The following is a 17,091-nucleotide window of genomic DNA, read 5'->3' on the forward strand; positions in this document are numbered from 1 at the left end:
ATGACGGCCCTGCTGCTCGGCGCAGCCGGTGCCCAGACTGTCGAGCTTCGCATTCTGGAAACCACCGACCTGCACACGGCAGCCAAGGGGTACGACTACTACCAGGACAAGCCCACGGGCGAATTCGGCCTGGAATACACCGCCACCCTGATCAAGAACGCCCGCGCCGAAAAGCGCAACAGCCTTCTGTTCGACAACGGCGACCTGATTCAGGGCAACCCCCTGGGGGACTACGCCGCGCGCGTGGCGCCCATCAAGGACGGCGAACTGCACCCCATGCACCAGGCCATGCGCGGCCTGCGCTTTGACGCCGCCACGCTGGGCAACCACGAGTTCAACTACGGGCTGGACTACCTGGACCGCGTGCTCAAAAGCGCGCCCATGCCCTACGTGAACGCCAACGTCCTGAACATGGACGGCAGCAACAAGTACACCCCGTACGTCATCCAGCGCAAGCTGGTGTACGACACCCAGAACCGGCCCTACTACCTCAACGTGGGCGTCATCGGGTTCACCCCGCCCCAGATCGTCAACTGGGACAAGGCTCACCTGGACGGCAAGGTGCAGGTGATGGACATCGTGGAAAGCGCGCGCAAGTTCGTGCCTCAGATGAAGGCCCAGGGCGCCGACATCATCGTGGCGCTGGCGCACACCGGCATCAACACCGGCACCTACACCCCCGGCCAGGAGCAGGCGGGCGCCGAGCTGACCAAGGTGCCTGGGCTGGACGTGGTGCTCACCGGGCACAGCCACCTGGAATTCCCCAGCGCCACCTACAAGGACGTGCCTGGCGTGAACCTTGCCAAGGGCACCATCAACGGCAAGGTCGTGCTGATGCCCGGGTTCTGGGGCAACAACCTGGGTGTGGCCGACCTCAAACTGACCTTTGACCGCAAGAGCCAGAAGTGGACCATTGCCGACGCCCAGGGCGCCATTCGCCCCATCTGGGACAAGGCGGCCAAGAAGAACCTCGTGACGGCGGATACGGCGGTGGCGGCGGCGGTGGAGGGCGCACACCAGGGCACCCTGGGCTACGTGCGCGGCAAGGTGGCCGACCTGACGGCCCCCATCAACTCCTACTGGGCGCTGGTGCAGGATGACCCCAGTGTGCAGCTGGTCAGCAACGCCCAGATCGCCTACGTGAAGGCCGCGCTGAGCACCACCCAGTACAAGGACCTGCCGGTGCTTTCGGCCGCCGCGCCCTTCAAGGCTGGGGGCCGCGCGGGTGCCAGCTACTTCACGGACATTCCGGCGGGCACCCTGGCCATCAAGAACGTGGCCGACCTGTACGTCTACCCCAACACGGTGCAGGCTGTGGTGGTCACGGGCGCGGGGCTCAAGGAGTGGCTGGAGCGGAGTGCCGGGCAGTTCAAGCAGATTGACCCCAGCAAGACCGAGCCCCAGGCGCTGGTGGACGAGTCCTTCCCCACCTACAACTTCGACGTGATTGACGGCGTGACCTACGAAATCGACGTGACCCAGCCCAACCGCTACAACAGCAAGGGCGAAGTGGTGAACGCGGGCGCCAATCGCATTAAGAATCTGCAGTACCAGGGCAAGCCCATTGATCCGCAGCAGCAGTTCGTGGTCGCCACGAACAACTACCGCGCGTCAGGCGGCGGTTCCTTCCCCGGCCTGAACGGCAAGAACATCGTGCTGCAGGCGCCGGACGAAACCCGCGAGGCCCTGGTGAAGTACTTCAACGAGCAGAAGACGGTGAACCCCACCGCCGACGGCAACTGGAAACTGACCCCCATCCCCGGCGCCACCCTGCTGTATGTCAGCAGCCCCAACGCCCAGAAGTACCTGCCCGCCGGTGCCCAGCTTCTGCGCACCCGCGAGGACGGCTTCGCGGAATACACCATTAAGTTCTAAGCAGGCCACAGGGAGAGGCACCCGGCGGTGACGTTGCGGTGCCTCTTTTTGGCTGTGGGCTCTGGGCCATGAGCTGTGGGGCAGAGCAGGGCCGGAGGAGAAGCTGTCGTTTGGCGAACACCAGCGCGACCCTAGAGCCGTTGCCATCAAGAAGATGTTGAGTCTCGACCCTTTCCTCTCGTGGGACTCGAAGAGTTGCGCCGCAGAGAGGGCCCCCGCGCAGCGAGGGGTGAGGGGGGTCTTCTGTCAATCGCTCCAGAGGCGAACCGTCCGTCGCCCCGGAGCGAACACCGGCGAACAACATCGGCAGACGTGGAATTGAGGCCCGCGCTCCAACCCCTCAATCCCACTCCTGATCCCCGCTCAATTCCTTTTTTTCCTCATGGCCCATAGCTCATGGCTCAGAGCCAACAGAAAAGCACCCCCGCAGAGGTGCCTTTCGTGCCTTCCTTCAGTCGCGGTCAATATTGCGCAGGAACGCGGGGATGTCGTAGTCCTTGGGATCGTAGGCGGTGCCGCCGCGCACGGGCTTGACCATCGTGTCAATCACGCTGGAGCGCAGGCCGCCCGCCACCGTCACGGGCATGTCGTTAAAGCCGGTGGCAATCACGGTCACGCGCACCTCGTCGCCGGCCGCCTCGTCGGGCGTAATGCCGAACAGAATGTCGGGTTCCTCGAAGCCGGTGGCCTCGCGGATCTTCTCAACGATCTCGTTGGCGTCGGTCATGGACAGGTCGTAGCTGCCGGTCACGTTCACCAGAATGCGGCGCGCGCCTTCAATGCCGCGCTCCAGCAGCGGCGAGTGAATGGCGCTCATGGCGGCTTCTTCGGCCACCTTCTCGCCGCGCCCGGCCCCGATACCCATGAGCACCGTGCCAGAGTTCGCCAGCAGGTTGCGCACGTCGGCGAAGTCCAGGTTGATCATGCCTTCCACGTTGATCACGTCGCTGATGCCCTTAACGCCGTAGTACAGGACGCGGTCGGCAATCAGGAAGGCTTCGCGGAAGGAGACCTTCTTGTCCACGGCGGTGAGCAGCTTCTCGTTGTTCACCACGATCATGCCGTCCACACGGTCGGCCAGCTTGCCGATGCCCTCTTCGGCCACGCGCAGGCGCTTGGGGCCTTCAAACTTGAAAGGGCGCGTGACAATCGCCACGGTCAGAATGCCCATCTCGCGGGCAATCTCGGCCACCACGGGCGCGCTGCCGGTGCCGGTGCCGCCGCCCATGCCGGCCGTGATGAACAGCATGTCGGTGCCTTCAAGGTATTCCTTGATGCGCTCGCGGTCTTCCAGCGCGGCCTTTTCGCCCACTTCGGGGTCGGCGCCGGCACCCAGGCCACGGGTCAGGCGGTCACCCAGCTGAATGCGGATCTCGGCGTGGCTTTTGGCCAGCACCTGCGCGTCCGTGTTTCCGGCGATGAACTCCACGCCTTCCAGTCCCGATTCAATCATGCGGTTCACGGCGTTGTTGCCGGCGCCGCCCAAGCCAATCACGCGAATTCTGGCCGCTTGCATCATGTCTCCTTACGTTCCTGACCCGCGCGCGGGGGCGCCGCCAGATTCACTGCCGCGTAGTGTACCGCAGCGCAGCGCGCTGGCCACAGCAAAAGAGCCAGAGCGGTGTGCGCGGCTCCGGCCCTTTTGCGGCGGCTCACATCCAGTCCTTGAACCAGCCGCGCACGCGGTCGGCCAGGCTGGGCCCGGTCTTTTTCTCCTGGGTGATCGGCGTGGCCGGCGCGGTGGGCGCAGCCGGCACCACGGGCGGCACTTCGGGAACATTGAGGGGCGCCGGCTGGGTCTGGGCCATGTCGCCGTACACCAGATGCGGCACCTTGCCGTCCTCGCCAATGCCGTACAGCACCAGCCCCACGCTGCCCGCGTGGCCGGGGCCACTGACAATATCGGTCAGGCCGCCAATGCCGCGTGGGCGGCCCACCCGCACCGGCAGGCGAAAGCGGTCGCGGGCCAGTTCGGGTGTGCCGCGCAGCAACGCCGCGCCGCCGGTCAGGATCACGCCCTGGGCCACCAGTTCCACCGGGCCCAGGGTGTGGTCAATCTCGTCGCGGATCAGGCCGAAAATCTCGGCGAGGCGCGGCTTGATGATCCGCGAGAGTTCGAAGGCTGTGATGGCGTGGGTGCTGCCCGAGGCGGTGGTGATTTCCAGCGTCAGGTCAGGGTCGGCCAGTTCCGGCAGGGCCGCGCCGTAGCGCCGCTTGACGTTCTCGGCCTCCTCCATGGGGATCTTGAGAATCTGCGCGAGGTCGGCCGTGACATGCTCGCCGCCCAGCGGAATGCAGGCCGAGTGGGCCAGATTGCCGCGCTTGAACACGGCCACGTCAGTGGTACCGCCGCCCATGTCCACCACCACGACAGTCTGGGCCTGCTCGGCGGCTTCCAGGGTGGCCAGCCCGCTGGCCAGGGCGTGCAGCGCAAAGCCTTCCACCCGCAGCCCCGCTTCCTGCACGCAGCGGCGCAGGTTCAGCAGCGGCCCGGCGGTGCCCGCCACGATATGCACGTCCACTTCCAGGCGGACCCCGTGCATGCCGACCGGGTTCTTAATGCCTTCCTGGCCGTCCACCACGTATTCCTGGGGCAACGTGTGAATAATTTCCAGGTTGGGGTCCAGCGGCACGGCGCGCGCGTTTTCAATGGCGCGGTCCACATCCGGCTGGGCGATTTCCTGGTGCCGGCGGATGGCCGCAAGACCGTGGCTGGTGATCGCCTTGGCGTGGTTGCCCGCCACCGAGACGTACACGCTTTCCACCTTCACGCCGCTGACCCGCTCGGCGGCCTGCACCGACTGTTTGATGGCGTGGGTGGCCCGCTCCAGATTGACCACCGAGCCGCGCTTCATGCCCTCGCTGGGCACCGTGCCTTCACCGATAATGTCCACACTGCCGCCGTCGGCCACTTCGCCGATGACGGTCGTGATTTTTGTGGTGCCGATGTCCAGGCCCACAATGATGGTGTTGTCTTTCATTCCTGGACGCTCACCCCCCAGGGGTAAATCGAAATCTCGCTGTTCGGATACATGCTGATGCTCCCAGCATACTTCAGTAAGGCCTGCACGTCGCCGGTCCACACGCGCCTGTTCGCCACTTTCAGCGTCAGGCCCGTGGGTGTATAAGCAACCGACTGCACATTGTAACGGGCCAGGGCGTCCAGCAGTCCCAGCACCTCGTTCACGCGGTTGGGGCCCCAGCCCTCAATGAGGGGCAGGCTTTCGGTCTTGCGGGCGCCCGGCAAGACGGTGGCGTCTGCAGCCACGGCCACAATCTTGCCGCCCGGTTGGCGCCAGCGGGCGCGCGGCTGGCGCTCGGTGAGCTGCACCTGCACGCGGTCGGGGAAGGTGCGGGTCACGACGGCCGAGGCCACCCAGGGACTGTCCAGCAGGCCCCGGGCCCGCCACGCGCCGTAGTACAGCCAGCCGAAGTCCGGGGAGAGGCCAGCCAGTGCCTTGACCTCCTGAGCCGACAGGTGCGCGTTGCCGCTCACGGTGACGGTGCGGATGGGCAGCGCGTACCACGCGCCCACCGCCCCGCCCAGGACCAGCAGGCACATGGCCAGCGCGAGGACGCGGCGGCGCACCCGGTGCCGGGGCCGAACAGTGGGGTAAACGGGTTCGGGCGCCAGGGGCTCGGCCTCCAGGGCTGGGTCGGGGGTGGGAGCAGACGCGGTGGGTTCGGGGCCCACGCGGCGGTTGCGCCTGGGCTCGGGTCTCAAGGCGTGTCCTGCCCCGGCCACAATTCGTATTCCAGTTCCAGCGGCACGCCCACCCGCGCCCGGATGATGTCCAGCAGCGCGTGCACATCGGCGGCTGTGGCGCCCCCCAGGTTCACGATGAAGTTGGCGTGCTCGGGGGCAATAAGGGCGCCGCCCACCCGGGTGCCTTTCAGGCCCGCCTCATCAATCAGCTTGCCCGCGCTCACGCCGCCAGGGTTTTTAAAGGCGCAGCCCGGCGTTTTCATCTTGGGTTGCCCCTTCCGGGCCTGGTCAGCAAAATCCATCTTGGCCAGCACGGCTTCGGGGGTGCTCACGGTCAGGGCCAGACGCACGCGCGTGACTACATGGTTGCGGGGAATGCCGCTCTGGCGGTAGCCCCAGGGCAGGTCGGCGGGGGTAACCTGCCGCGTGCCTTCGGGCGTCACGATCTCCAGGGTGTGCAGGCCGTCGAACATCTCGCCGTAGCGGGTGCCTGCGTTCATCCACACCGCGCCGCCCACCTGCGCGGGAATGCCCACGGTGCCTTCCAGCCCGCTCAGGCCCAGTTTCTGCAACTGCCGCACCAACCCGGGCAGGGGCACGCCGCCGCCCACCCAGCCGGTGACCACGCGTTCGGGGGTGCTGAGGATGGGGTCCGGGGTCAGGTCACGCTCGGCCAGTGGGCCAGAGAGGCGAATCACCCGTTCGGGCACCCCCGCATCCGACACCACGAGGTTGCTGCCGCCGCCCAGCACGCGGTAGGGGCGCTCCATCGCTTCCCGCAGAGCCTCGTGCGACTCCACGAACCACACCTCGGCCTCGCCACCCACGCCCAGGGTGGTAAAGCGCGACAGGGGCAGCCGTTCCACCCGGGCGCCGGTACGGCTGACCGTCGCGGTCACGCCGCGCCTCCCACGAGGTCGCGCGAGAGCTTCCACACGTCGCCCGCGCCCATGGTCACGATCACGTCGCGGCTGCTGGCGGTGTCGCGCAGCACGCGCAGCACCTCCGCGCGGTCGGGCAGGTAGCGCACGCCCGCGTGCCCGCGCTGGGTCATGCGCTCGGAAATCAGGGTGGCGTGAATGCCCTCTATGGGCGCTTCACTGGCGGCGGCAATGTCGAGCAGCAGCACCTCGTCGGCGTCCATCAGGGCGTCGGCCAGCCGGGGCCAGGACTGCTGGGTGCGCAGATAACGGTGCGGCTGAAACACCACCCGCACCCGGCGCCCGGTCTGGCGGGCGGCCTGCACGGCGGCGGCCACCTTGGTGGCGTTGTGGGCGTAATCGTCAATGACCAGCGCGCCGTTCAGTTCGCCCACGCGCTGCCAGCGCCGCCCCGGGCCCTGGAACCCGGCCAGGGCGGCGGCGGCCTGCGCCATGTTCCCGCCGTGCAGGTCCACCACCGCCAGCGCGGCCAGGGCATTCAGGACGTTGTGGGTGCCGGGCAGGGCCACCCGGGCCTCGGCCAGCGGCTCGCCGCGCCGCAGGACCGTGAAACTGGTGCCTTCGGCATCGGGGCGCAGGTTCACGGCGCGGTAATCGGCGCCTTCGGCCTGCCCGTAGCTCAGGCGCTCGCGGGCGCCCGCGCACAGCTCGTCCAGCCCCGGCCAGTCGGCGCACAGCAGCACCCGCCCCGACTGCGCCACGAAGCGGGCAAAGGCCGCGTGCTGCTCTTCCACGGTTTCCCAGTAGGTGGCCTGGGCGCCGCCCACATGGTCATCCTCGGCATTGGTAAACACGGCTGTGCCTGCCCCCAGCGCCGCGAAGCCCTTGTCGGACTCGTCCACCTCGGCCACAAAGGGACCGCGCCCCAGCCGGGCGTTGCTACCGAACTCCGGCACGATGCCGCCCACAAACGCAGACGGGTCCAGGCCGGCTCCGGTCAGTGCCACGGCAATCATGGAGGTGGTGGTCGTTTTGCCGTGGGTGCCAATCACCCCCACGCTGGGCCCGGCGCGCAGCAGCTCGTCCAGCAGCGCCATGCGCGGCCGGATCTCAATGCCCGCGCCCTCGGCGGCCTGCAACTCGGGATGATCCTTTGGGACCGCTTCCGAGGCCACCAGAATGTCAATGGGGCCGTACGGGACTTCGGTCACATGCTCGGCGGCGTGGCCGGCAGCCACCGGAATGCCCTCGGCGCCCAGGCGGGCCGTGAGGTCGCTGGCCGCTTCATCGCAGCCGCTGACGCGGTGGCCCTGCGCTGAAAGCAGGCGGGCGAAGGCACTCATACCGATGCCGCCAATGCCCATCAGGTGATAGTGCAGCGCGGGGGCGGAGGCAGAAGACACGGATTGGGACGCCGCAGCCGGGCTGGGCGGGGGAGAAGCAGAAGCAGGGTCAGTCATGGGAGGAGGGGGGCCCTTCACGCAGGTGCCGTTCGATCAGGGCCGCAAATGCCGCCGCCGCGCCCGGCTGGGCCCGTCGGCGGGCCGCCCCGCTCATCGAGGCGCGCGTCCCCGCTGAGGCACACTCTAACACCGCCTGCCCCAGCGTTTCCGGCACCGTTTTCTGTTCCACCACGCGCCCCGCGCCGGCCGTTTGCACGGACATGGCGTTGTGGTACTGGTGGTTTTCCGAGGATTCGGGCAGCGGCACCATCACCAGCGGCACCCCGTGAAAGGCGGCTTCGGCCAGGGTGCTGGTGCCTGCGCGGGTGATCGCCAGATCCGCCACCGACCACGCGGCCACGGCGTCCACATACCCCACGGCCTTGTACCACTCCAGTTCCTTGACGCGCGGCGCCACCTCGGACAGCCAGCGCGGGCCGGTGGCGTGCAGCACCTGCACCGCCCGGCCGCGCCCGTCGGTGGGCACCGGGCCGGTGAAATCCAGATTCACCAGGCCGCCGCTGCCTTCGGGGGGCAGCAAGCCCTCGCGGCCAAAGACGTTTTGCAGGGTATCGGGCACAGCGTTGTTCAGGAACAGGGAACCCTGCGAGCCGCCCATTACGAACAGGGTCAGGGGGCCGTCTTGCAGCCCCAGCTTGGCCAGGGCCTGGGCGCGGGGCAGACGGTCCTCGCGCACCGGCATGCCCACCAGGGTGGCGCGCGCCGGGGGCAGGCCGATCACCTGTTCATAGGCGGTGCCCACGGCCCTGGCGCGGCCCACGGCCAACCGCTGGGTCAGGCCCAGGCGGGCGTTCTGCTCGTGCAGCACGGTGGGCAGGCCCAGGCTCTGGGCGGCCAGCACCCCGGGCAGGCTGGCAAAGCCGCCGAAGCCCACCACGGCCCCGGGCCGCCGCTGCGCCAGCCGGGCGCGCGCCTGCAGCACGCCCTGGGCGGCGCGCAGCAGCTCGCGCGGATCGGGGCGGCCCTGGCCGCTGCGGGCCAGTTTGCCGGCGTCCACCCCTTCAAAGGCCAGCCCCTGCTCGGCCGCCACCCGCTCTTCCATGCCGCCGCGCTGCCCCAGCAGCAGTGTTTCGTGCCCGCGCGCGGCGAGTTCGCGTGCGGTCGCCACCGCCGGATAGATGTGTCCCCCGGTGCCCCCCGTTGCCAGTACGACCAAGCTCATTGGGGGGGAGTGTAGCGGGTTGGGGGGTGGTGAGTGGGCAGTGGAAAGTGGGAAGTGGGAAAAACACAGGGCGCGGCCAAGCTGGCGCGCCCTGCGTACTTCTACTCCCTACTCACCACTTCCCCTCTTCAGTCGAACAGATCCCCCAGCGCCTTGCCCACGCCGCCGCCGCTGTGGCCGTCGCCGCCGATGCCGTGGTCGAATTCCTCGTAGGGCTGCACGACCACAAAGCCGTCGCCCTGAAAGACCATCTGGTAGGTTTCGCCGCCGCCCCGGCCGAACATGCTTTTCAAGCTGGCGTCCATGCGCAGCTGGGGCTGAAGGTTGCCGCTCCAGGCAATCGTGGCGTTGGGGTCAGTAAAGATGGGCTCGTTGGGGGTGACGCGCAGGGTCAGGGGCTTGCCGTGCGACAGGATCGCCACCAGCCCGTGGCCCTGCACGCGCACGCTGAAGAGCCCGCCCGCCGCCATGCCCGCCACGCGGCGCTGCATGGTGATGTCGTACTGCACGGTGTCTTCAAAGGCCAGCAGGTCGTTGCCGTTCACGTTCAGGCTGTCGCCCTGCAGGCGCAGAATCTGCACTTCCTTGCCCTGATCGGCAAGGTACGCCACGCCCCGGCCCTCAATCTTGGCCAGCGGGCTCATTTCCTGCGATACGGCGCGCTTCAGGGCCTTCATCAGGCCGCCTTCCAGGGTGCCCTCGCGCTTAAAGCTCAGGTTGCCCTTGTAGGCCACCATGGCGCCCAGCTTGCTCCACACGCGGCCATTGACCTTGACCTCCAGCATCTTGCTGGATTCGAGTTCAAAGACCTCGCCGGGGTTGTCCCGCTCGGCGGTCTGGGCGATGAAGTCACGGAGGCTGTAGGTGCCGTCGCTGCCGGGCTGCATGTTGGTCATATGGCCTAGGGTACGACACCCCCAGCCTAAAGGTTGCCGAGGGGGGGGCCGGTGCGGGGCCCCCAGATGCCCGATTTCAGAGCAATGTGCCCAGGCGGCGCAGCACCTCTTCAATCGTGGCCATATCCGTGGCGTAGCTCAGACGCACCTGGCCGGGCGCGGCAAAGTCCGTTCCGGGCACGACGGCCACCTGCGCCTCGTCCAGGATTCGCCGGGCCGCTTCCAGTTCATCCTCGTGAATCCGGGTCGTGTCGGCCATGACATAGAAGGCGCCCTGAGGCATGGGGGTGGGTAGGCCCAGGGCACCAAGGCCAGCCACGATGCGGTCGCGTCGGGCGCGGTAGGCCTGCCGGGCCTCCTCGATGAAGCGTGCGGTGGCCTCATGCTGCTCCAGCGCCGCCAGGGCCGCGTACTGGCTGACACTGCTGGCATTGCTGGTGCTCTGCGACTGCAGGGCGTTCATGGCGGCGATCACGGCCTTCGGTCCACCGGCGTAGCCAATTCGCCAGCCGGTCATGGCATAGGCCTTGCTGGCCCCGTTGATGGTCAGCGTGTGGTCCGGCGCAAAGGTACCGATGCTCACCTGCTCGGCCCCGTACACCAGATGCTCGTACATTTCATCGGTCACGATGACCAGCCCGTGCCGCTGCGCCAGCTCAGCCACCGCCTGCAGCGTTTGCGGTGGAAAGACTGCGCCGGTGGGGTTTCCGGGGCTGTTCAGCACGATCATGCGGGTGCGCGGGGTGATCCGGGCCGCCACTTCCTCCGGGTCGAGTTGAAAGCCGCTGGCCGCCGTGGTGGGCACCGCCACGGTCACCCCCCCGGCCAGCGTGATCATCTCCGGGTAGCTGACCCAGTACGGGGCGGGGATCAGCACCTCGTCGCCGGGGTTCAGCAGCGCGAAAAAGGCATTGAAGAGGGCCTGCTTGCCGCCGCTGGTCACGGTGACCTCAGCCGGGGCATAGCTCAGGCCATTTTCCCGCGAAAACTTGGCACTGATGGCCTCGCGCAGTTCGGGGATGCCGTTGACAGCGGTGTATTTGGTCTTGCCGCTCTCGATGGCCTGGATGGCGGCGGCCTTGATGTGCGGCGGCGTGTCGAAATCCGGCTCGCCCACGCTCATTGAAATCACGTCCAGCCCCTGTCTTTTCAGCTCCAATGCGCGGCTGGTGACCGCCACCGTGGCTGAAGGTTTGAGGCTCTGGGCCCGCGCCGAGAGCGTGAAGGGGGAGACCGAAGAAAGGCCGCTCATACCCCGCAAGGTACAGGCGGCCCTGGGCGGGCGCGGCCAGAAGTTTAGAAGCGGTAGGTCAGGCCCAGGCGCACCGAGGGCGAGGGGAAGGTAAAGCGGTGTGGGCCGGTGTCGCCGGGCACGCCGCCATTGCCAACCCGGAAGTCGTTCAGGACAGTGTAGCGCAGGCCCCCTTCGGCGTAGAAGCCCAGGTGCTCGCGGGTGCGGCCCCGGTAGCCCAGCACGCCCCCGGCCCGCCAGCCGCCGCCCGCACTGGCCGTGACCCCCACCGAGGGCCCGCCGTACCAGCCCACATTGCCCTGAGCCAGCAGCAGGTCGGCGCCGAAGAAGAGGACGGGCGAAACCTCAACCTGCGCCCGGGGCTCCACGGTCAGACCGCCCAGTCGGCTCACAGGCAGCGAAAACCCCAGCTGCGCGGTGGGGAGGATGGTTTCCAGCCCCACGCCAGCCCAGAGCTGGGCATCGGTGGTGGCCGGGATAGGCACCGTTTGCGCTGCAGCGCTGCCAGCGGCGATGAGAAGAAGTAATGAAGGAATCTTAAGAAAGCTCATGCGCTGCGGAGTGTACTACCTCAAGGCGGTGGTCGTAGGCGCATGTGGGGCCGGGTGCGCTGCTCATGTCCAATCGGGTGGAGGCCAGCGCACGCGCTTCTCTCAGCGCGCGTGGTCCAGTGCGGCTTCAGCGGGGCCGTTGGCACCCTTTTCTCGCAGCACCCCATTCCACCCTGCGGCCTGAAAGCGGCCCCTCCCTTTCGTGGGGGCCGCTGTCTTTTGCAGAGCCTCACTTCGTCCCAGAGCCGCCAAGGGGAACATCTGGGGTGGATCTGGGGTCCGCTTTCAAAACCGGTACGTCACGCCGAAGGCCCCGCCGGCCAGGGGAAACGGAATGAAGTTCGCCGAGTCAAACATGGCTCGGAAGCGGGCCTCGCTGAACCAGCCCACGTTGCCGCCGCCGAACTGCCCGCGCAGCCCGCCGGTCACGCCCACCAGCCACAGCCCCCCCACGGCGTAGCCCACGCTGGGCCCGCCATACAGGTTCACATTTCCGCTGTTGCCCGAGAACAGCAGATCGGCATTGATGGTGCTCAGGGGGCCCGTCACGTCGGGCAGGGGCAGCAGGTACACCGAGGCGCTGCCGCGCAGTTCGGCATTCAGGCCAGCAACCTGGCCCACGGGCGCACTGAGCCCCAGCGTGAGGCCGGGGGCGATATAGGCTTCGGTGCCCGCCCCACCCCACACGGTGAGGCCGGTGGTCTGGGCTCCGGCGGTACCGGCAAGCAGGAGAGTAAGGGCGAGAGAGAGACGCATCTTCATGTGACGTTCATCGTAGCCGCCCGCAGGCCCCCGCGTTGCGGCACATAAGGCACCGGCCCACTGCCAAAAGCAGGTGGGCCGGCGCCGCACAGCCTCGTTTTAATGCCGCTCTTCTAATGCAGCAGACCGATGCTCCGGGCGCGGCTCACGGCCTCGGTGCGGTCGCCAGCGTCCAGCTTGGCGTACAGGCGGGCCAGGTGGTCCTTGACCGTATCGGGCGACACGCCCAGGTTCTTGGCGATCTCCTTGTTGGAGTAGCCCTGGGCCAGCAGGGGCAGCACCTCGGATTCACGGGGGGTCAGGCGCGGCACGTCCACATGGGGCAGGCGGTCCACATCCGGGTTGGCCACGATGTCGCGCAGCTGCCGGGCCAGACTCTCGGGGTCAGTCTCCTTGCTCACGTACCCGCGTGCCCCGGCGGCGCGGGCGGCCTGCACGATGGCGGGCTCGGCAAAGGTGGTGATCAGTACGCTCACCAGCCGGGGGTTGGTCTGGCGCAGCCGCTCGCAGACCTCAATGCCGGTCATGCCGGGCATCTTCACGTCCAGCAGCGCAGCGTCGGGCTGCAGGGCGCGGCAGGCTTCCAGCGCCGCGAGGCCGTCGCTGGCTTCGGCCACCACGTCAAAGCCCTGGTGAATCAGGGCGTATTTCAGGCCCATACGGAAGAGGGGGTGGTCGTCGGCAATAACGAGTCTCATGGGGAAACCTCCGGCAACAAGAGCGTGAAGCGGGTCTGGGCGGGCGGGGACAGGGGAGCACCGGCAGGGGCTTCGGGGGGGGGGTGGCCGGAGGCAGAGGAAGGAGGAGAATGGCGGGTATAGCGCAACTCACCGCCGTGCGCTTCGGCGATGCGGCGGGCGATAAACAGGCCTAGACCCGCTGTGCCAGCGGTGTACTGCTGGCCCGCAATGGTGGTGGGCTGGACGTTGAACGGCTGGGCCAGTTCGGACAGGGGCGCGGCCAGCCCGGGGCCGTCGTCGGTGACGTGCAGGCCCTCACCCGACACGCTGAGGGTGACCTCGTGCGTGGCGTAGCGCAGGGCGTTTACGGTGAGGTTCATCACGGCGCGTTCCAGCACCGCCCGGTCCGCCTGGGCGTGGCCGTGACCTTCGACCCGCACGGTCAGGTCGCGCTCCTGGGCCTGCGGGGCCACGCGCTGCGCCACGTCGTCCAGCAGCGCGCGCAGGTCGGTGCGGGCGGGCTGCACCTGCACGTCTTCCTGTTCAAAGCGGTGCGCATCGGCCATCTGCTGCACCAGGGCCAGCAGGCGCCCGGTTTCGGCCTGAATCTGCTCGCCCATCAGGCGGCGCTCGTGGTCCGGCAGGGGCAGCGTGGTGAGGATCTTGGTGAGGTGCCCGGTGGCGATCAGCGGGGTTTTCAGGTCGTGCACCAGGGTGGCGATAAAGGCGTTGCGCCGGGCCTGTTCGGTTCCCAGGCGCGAGAGCAGGCCCGTAAAAGCCGCGCGCAGCGAGCGCACCTCGGCCGGGTCGTCGCGCTGGGCGGCCTGAAAGTCGCCGTGTTCCACCTGCGCCTGCAGGCGGCTGACCGGGCGCAGCAGCGTGCCGCTGAGCAGGTAGCCCATGGCCGCCGACAGCGCCCCCACCACCGCCATCCAGGCCAGCAGCGGCAGCGGGGGCACGTCGGGCCGGGCCATCAGGGTCAGGATGATGTTGGGCAAAAAGGCCAGCAGGAAAATCACGAAGGTGAACTGTGAACGCAGCGTCCGCACGCGGCCCACGGCGGCGCCGGGGCGCAGGGGAACAGCGGCGGACGTGGGCATGGCGCTCAGCGTAGAGCGGCGCCTCTGACAGAACCCTCACGGGTCTGTCAACCCCCACCCCCGGCGAATGCCCCCTTCCTGGGCAGCCCGCTGCGGCAGCGCTGCGACCCACGACCAGGGCCACCTCCCGCAGAAGGTGGCCCTGATGGGTGAAGGTCAGGCGGTGCCCAGAAACGTCCGGCTCAGTTCTTGCCCTTGCCCTGGGCCTTGGCCTGTTCCATGGCCAGTTCCTTGAAGGCGCTGAGGCTGCTGGCGTTGGCCTGCCCCTCGATGGCTTTGACGGCGAGGTCCTGCATCTGGCGGCTGGCGGCGCCCAGTTGCTCGGCCAGTCCCGCCGCGCGGGTGTCCAGCAGGTCCAGGCGGGTCTGCAGGTTCTGGATGCGCTGCTCGTAGATGCGGCGCTGGCCCTCGATCTCCTTTTCCTGCAGGTCGGTGCGCACGCGCGCCTGCCGGCTGCCGATGCCGGTGCCTTCGGCCTCGGCGCGCTTCAGGGCGGCCTCGCGCTCGGCGGGCAGGGCAGCGGCGCGGGCGGTGATCTCACGGACGCGCTGCTCGCGGCTGCTCAGTTCGGCCTCGCGGGCGTTCCACTCGCGTTCCTGGATGTCCAGGCGCTCGGCGCGCTCACGGGTCAGCTCGGCCTGTTCGGCGCGGTAGGTTTCGTCGTCCAGGCGCCGGGCAAGGTCGCGGTTATAGCGGTAGTCGGCGTCTTCGCGCTCGCGGGTGGTGGCGGCTGTCAGGTCGCGCTCCTGCACAGTGCGCTCGCGGGCGTCCTGTTCCGCCAGCCACTCGCGCTGACGGGCGTCCCAGTCCTCGGCCGTTTCGGCCTGCAGGGTCTCGTACTCGGTGCGGGCCCCCTCGGCCGCCGCGTCGTACTGGGCCAGCAGCGCCGGCAGCGAGTCGTCGCTGGCCTCCAGGTCGTACAACTCTTTCAGCGCCTCGCGTTCGGCCTGGGCCAGCTTCAGCACGCCCTGCAGCCCCGCCGCCTGGGCACTGAGCTGTTCCGACAGTTCGGCCAGCGTGCCCGATGCCCCGGCCTGCAACTGGGCCAGCAGCCCCAGCGCCACTTCCATGCGCCCCGGCTTGTCGTCGGGCGTGGTGGGCAGGTCCCGGCTGGTCGCAGCCATGGGCCCTTGGGCCGCCTGCTGGGCCTTCTTCTGTGCCTCTCGCTGGGCTTCGCGCACCTCTTTTTCCTTCTGGTTCAGCTGGGCCTTCAGCGTGCCCACTTGCCCTTCCAGCTGGCTGTACTCGGTGCTCAGGTCGTCGAAGGCTTCCAGAATCTTGGCCTTGGTGGCGGTTTCGGCGGGCCGTTTGGGGGTCATGCTTCACCTCGGAAAGCGCGGGCGGCGAGGCCCTGGGTCTGTTCGCTCACGCGCTGCTGCTGGGCCTGCAGTTCGGCCACCTGGGCCTCGGCCGCTGTGACGGACGCCTGCAGCGCTTCCAGATGCAATTCGTAACTCTGTTTGCTGGCTTCCCACTCGCGCTCCAGCAGGTCCGAGCGGACCTTGGCGTCGGCGGTGGCCTGCCGGATGCCGTCCTCACGGGCCTTGCGAACCTCTTCTTGCAGCACCTGCGGAAAGGCTTCGACCTGGGCACGGTCCTTCTCGAACTGCTCGGCGCCCTTTTCCAGAACGGCCTCGCGCCCGCGCCAGTCGCGTTCCAGGGTCAGGCGGCGCTCGGCCAGTTCGCGCTCCTGGGCGCGGTCAGCGGCGTGCTGGGCGTCGGCGTCGTGCTGGCGCTCACGCTGGCGGGCGTAGGTGTGGTCGGCTTCTTCCTGCTGGCGTTCGCGGGCGGTGTCCTCGCGCTCACGGCGCTCCTCGGCGGCGAATTCGGCGTCCTCGCGCTCCCAGGCGCGGCGGGCGGCCGCCTGTTCGCGCGCCAGGGCGTCCAGCTGGGCCTGATGCTCGCCGCGCAGGGTGGCCAAGCGCTCACGGCCCTCCTGCTGCAGGGCGGCCAGGGCGTCGGCGGCCACGCGCACGCGGCGCAGTTCAGCCAGTTCCTTCTGGGCGACCTCAGTGGCGGTCACCAGTTCGCTCAGCTTGGTGGCCTCGCCGGACAGCCGCTCTTCCAGTTGCGCCATCAGCGTGCCCACGGCCAGCTGCACATCGGCGGATTCGCGCACGATCCGGTCCACGGTGTGGTCGGCAGCCTGGGTCAGCAGTTCGCGGTTGCGGCGCAGTTGCTGCGCCTCGGCGCGGCTCTGGAAACGGCCCTGCGCGGCGGCCTGCTCCTGGCGCAGTTGCTTGAAGGCCCGTTGAAGGCTCTGTGCATCGTGATCGGTCATCTTCTCTCCTCAGAACGCAATCTCTTGATTACGCTATAAGCGTAACAGGTCTGGCTCGTTTTGTGCAAGAGCTCACAGTGGAAGAGGGTAGAGGCTGGGGGCTGGCCCCGCCACCAAGGTTGACCAGCCAGAACTGGACAGTGCCGCAGCCAGAGGGAAAGGTGTGCTGCCAGGGGCAAGAGCTTGATTCGAAGTGCCATGACCTGACGTTCACCCGCCAGAGAAGCGTGGGCCTGCCATAGCACGTGTGGCAGGGGCTTCGGCTTCTACCTCGCCGTTACGCGGTTACCGGATCGGGGCCGTCTCTGTCGCGGGGTTGGGCCGGCTTCTGAAGCGTTGGATGGCACCCAGCTCCACTTGCGGCCACCCACTGTCTTGCCAGCAGAAACGGCCAAGGCATAGAGTCCTTGGCCGCCTGCGCTGCTGTGGGCGCTCTTTCCTGTTCTACGGACTGCCGTTCATTTCCGGAACATCCAGAGAAG

At 68.2% G+C, this 17,091-nt stretch carries 15 protein-coding genes; 1 reads left to right on the top strand and 14 read right to left on the bottom strand.

Translation table 11 applies throughout. The features are described 5' to 3' along the window. Nucleotides 1-1,875 carry a 2',3'-cyclic-nucleotide 2'-phosphodiesterase gene (cpdB, locus tag KMW22_RS02620; RefSeq protein WP_235692524.1) on the top strand — a complete coding sequence of 625 codons (1,875 nt, stop codon included), beginning with the start codon at nt 1-3 and terminating at the stop codon, nt 1,873-1,875. 451 nt (nt 1,876-2,326) lie between these two features. Here cpdB and ftsZ read toward each other — a convergent pair whose 3' ends face one another. The 14 genes from ftsZ to KMW22_RS02690 form a co-directional block, all read right to left on the bottom strand. Then, on the bottom strand, nt 2,327-3,391 hold the full coding sequence (gene ftsZ / locus KMW22_RS02625; protein WP_221088546.1) for a cell division protein FtsZ: 1,065 nt from the start codon (nt 3,389-3,391) through the stop codon (nt 2,327-2,329). Between the two features lie 136 nt (nt 3,392-3,527). Beyond that, nucleotides 3,528-4,856 carry a cell division protein FtsA gene (gene ftsA, locus KMW22_RS02630; RefSeq protein ID WP_221088437.1) on the bottom strand — a complete coding sequence of 443 codons (1,329 nt, stop codon included), beginning with the start codon at nt 4,854-4,856 and terminating at the stop codon, nt 3,528-3,530. Further along, nucleotides 4,853-5,599 carry a cell division protein FtsQ/DivIB gene (locus tag KMW22_RS02635; protein WP_235692428.1) on the bottom strand — a complete coding sequence of 249 codons (747 nt, stop codon included), beginning with the start codon at nt 5,597-5,599 and terminating at the stop codon, nt 4,853-4,855. The genes ftsA and KMW22_RS02635 overlap by 4 nt, the downstream gene beginning before the upstream one ends. Beyond that, nucleotides 5,596-6,480, bottom strand: coding sequence for a UDP-N-acetylmuramate dehydrogenase (locus tag KMW22_RS02640; protein ID WP_221088438.1), 885 nt, complete (start codon nt 6,478-6,480; stop codon nt 5,596-5,598). Before KMW22_RS02640 ends, KMW22_RS02635 begins: the two co-directional genes overlap by 4 nt. Beyond that, nucleotides 6,477-7,826 carry a UDP-N-acetylmuramate--L-alanine ligase gene (gene murC, locus KMW22_RS02645; RefSeq protein ID WP_235692526.1) on the bottom strand — a complete coding sequence of 450 codons (1,350 nt, stop codon included), beginning with the start codon at nt 7,824-7,826 and terminating at the stop codon, nt 6,477-6,479. Before murC ends, KMW22_RS02640 begins: the two co-directional genes overlap by 4 nt. A gap of 88 nt (nt 7,827-7,914) precedes the next feature. Then, nucleotides 7,915-9,087: an undecaprenyldiphospho-muramoylpentapeptide beta-N-acetylglucosaminyltransferase gene (gene murG / locus KMW22_RS02650; RefSeq protein WP_221088440.1), complete on the bottom strand. Its 1,173-nt coding sequence runs from the start codon at nt 9,085-9,087 to the stop codon at nt 7,915-7,917. 128 nt (nt 9,088-9,215) lie between these two features. Beyond that, nucleotides 9,216-9,983, bottom strand: a complete 768-nt coding sequence (locus KMW22_RS02655) for an AIM24 family protein (RefSeq protein ID WP_221088441.1) — start codon at nt 9,981-9,983, stop codon at nt 9,216-9,218. Nucleotides 9,984-10,059: 76 nt separating this feature from the next. After that, nucleotides 10,060-11,235 (bottom strand): pyridoxal phosphate-dependent aminotransferase, encoded by a 1,176-nt coding sequence (locus KMW22_RS02660; RefSeq protein WP_221088442.1) that lies wholly within the window; start codon nt 11,233-11,235, stop codon nt 10,060-10,062. Between the two features lie 44 nt (nt 11,236-11,279). Next, entirely contained in the window at nt 11,280-11,786 is a 507-nt protein-coding gene (locus KMW22_RS02665; RefSeq protein ID WP_221088443.1) for a hypothetical protein, read from the bottom strand. Between the two features lie 285 nt (nt 11,787-12,071). Next, nucleotides 12,072-12,548, bottom strand: coding sequence for a hypothetical protein (locus KMW22_RS02670; protein ID WP_221088444.1), 477 nt, complete (start codon nt 12,546-12,548; stop codon nt 12,072-12,074). Nucleotides 12,549-12,661: 113 nt separating this feature from the next. Continuing rightward, complete coding sequence (locus KMW22_RS02675) at nt 12,662-13,246, bottom strand: response regulator transcription factor (RefSeq protein ID WP_107136771.1); 585 nt, start codon at nt 13,244-13,246, stop codon at nt 12,662-12,664. Further along, the gene (locus KMW22_RS02680) at nt 13,243-14,328 is read right to left on the bottom strand and encodes a sensor histidine kinase (protein WP_221088445.1); all 1,086 of its coding nucleotides are present in this window, start codon (nt 14,326-14,328) and stop codon (nt 13,243-13,245) included. The genes KMW22_RS02675 and KMW22_RS02680 overlap by 4 nt, the downstream gene beginning before the upstream one ends. Nucleotides 14,329-14,510: 182 nt before the next feature. After that, the gene (locus KMW22_RS02685; protein ID WP_221088446.1) at nt 14,511-15,647 is read right to left on the bottom strand and encodes a coiled-coil domain-containing protein; all 1,137 of its coding nucleotides are present in this window, start codon (nt 15,645-15,647) and stop codon (nt 14,511-14,513) included. Next, complete coding sequence (locus KMW22_RS02690) at nt 15,644-16,609, bottom strand: coiled-coil domain-containing protein (RefSeq protein ID WP_221088447.1); 966 nt, start codon at nt 16,607-16,609, stop codon at nt 15,644-15,646. Before KMW22_RS02690 ends, KMW22_RS02685 begins: the two co-directional genes overlap by 4 nt. Nucleotides 16,610-17,091: the final 482 nt, after the last annotated feature.

The organism is Deinococcus aquaedulcis (assembly GCF_019693445.1).
GTDB lineage: Bacteria > Deinococcota > Deinococci > Deinococcales > Deinococcaceae > Deinococcus > Deinococcus aquaedulcis.

Excerpts from the sequence above, each read along its gene's own strand:
- cpdB (WP_235692524.1), top strand. The coding sequence starts at position 1 with ATGACGGCCCTGCTGCTCGGCGCAGCCGGTGCCCAGACTGTCGAGCTT.
- ftsZ (WP_221088546.1), bottom strand. The coding sequence starts at position 3,391 with ATGCAAGCGGCCAGAATTCGCGTGATTGGCTTGGGCGGCGCCGGCAAC.
- ftsA (WP_221088437.1), bottom strand. The coding sequence starts at position 4,856 with ATGAAAGACAACACCATCATTGTGGGCCTGGACATCGGCACCACAAAA.
- murC (WP_235692526.1), bottom strand. The coding sequence starts at position 7,826 with ATGGGCATTGGCGGCATCGGTATGAGTGCCTTCGCCCGCCTGCTTTCA.
- murG (WP_221088440.1), bottom strand. The coding sequence starts at position 9,087 with ATGAGCTTGGTCGTACTGGCAACGGGGGGCACCGGGGGACACATCTAT.
- KMW22_RS02655 (WP_221088441.1), bottom strand. The coding sequence starts at position 9,983 with ATGACCAACATGCAGCCCGGCAGCGACGGCACCTACAGCCTCCGTGAC.
- KMW22_RS02660 (WP_221088442.1), bottom strand. The coding sequence starts at position 11,235 with ATGAGCGGCCTTTCTTCGGTCTCCCCCTTCACGCTCTCGGCGCGGGCC.
- KMW22_RS02665 (WP_221088443.1), bottom strand. The coding sequence starts at position 11,786 with ATGAGCTTTCTTAAGATTCCTTCATTACTTCTTCTCATCGCCGCTGGC.
- KMW22_RS02670 (WP_221088444.1), bottom strand. The coding sequence starts at position 12,548 with ATGAAGATGCGTCTCTCTCTCGCCCTTACTCTCCTGCTTGCCGGTACC.
- KMW22_RS02675 (WP_107136771.1), bottom strand. The coding sequence starts at position 13,246 with ATGAGACTCGTTATTGCCGACGACCACCCCCTCTTCCGTATGGGCCTG.
- KMW22_RS02680 (WP_221088445.1), bottom strand. The coding sequence starts at position 14,328 with ATGCCCACGTCCGCCGCTGTTCCCCTGCGCCCCGGCGCCGCCGTGGGC.
- KMW22_RS02685 (WP_221088446.1), bottom strand. The coding sequence starts at position 15,647 with ATGACCCCCAAACGGCCCGCCGAAACCGCCACCAAGGCCAAGATTCTG.
- KMW22_RS02690 (WP_221088447.1), bottom strand. The coding sequence starts at position 16,609 with ATGACCGATCACGATGCACAGAGCCTTCAACGGGCCTTCAAGCAACTG.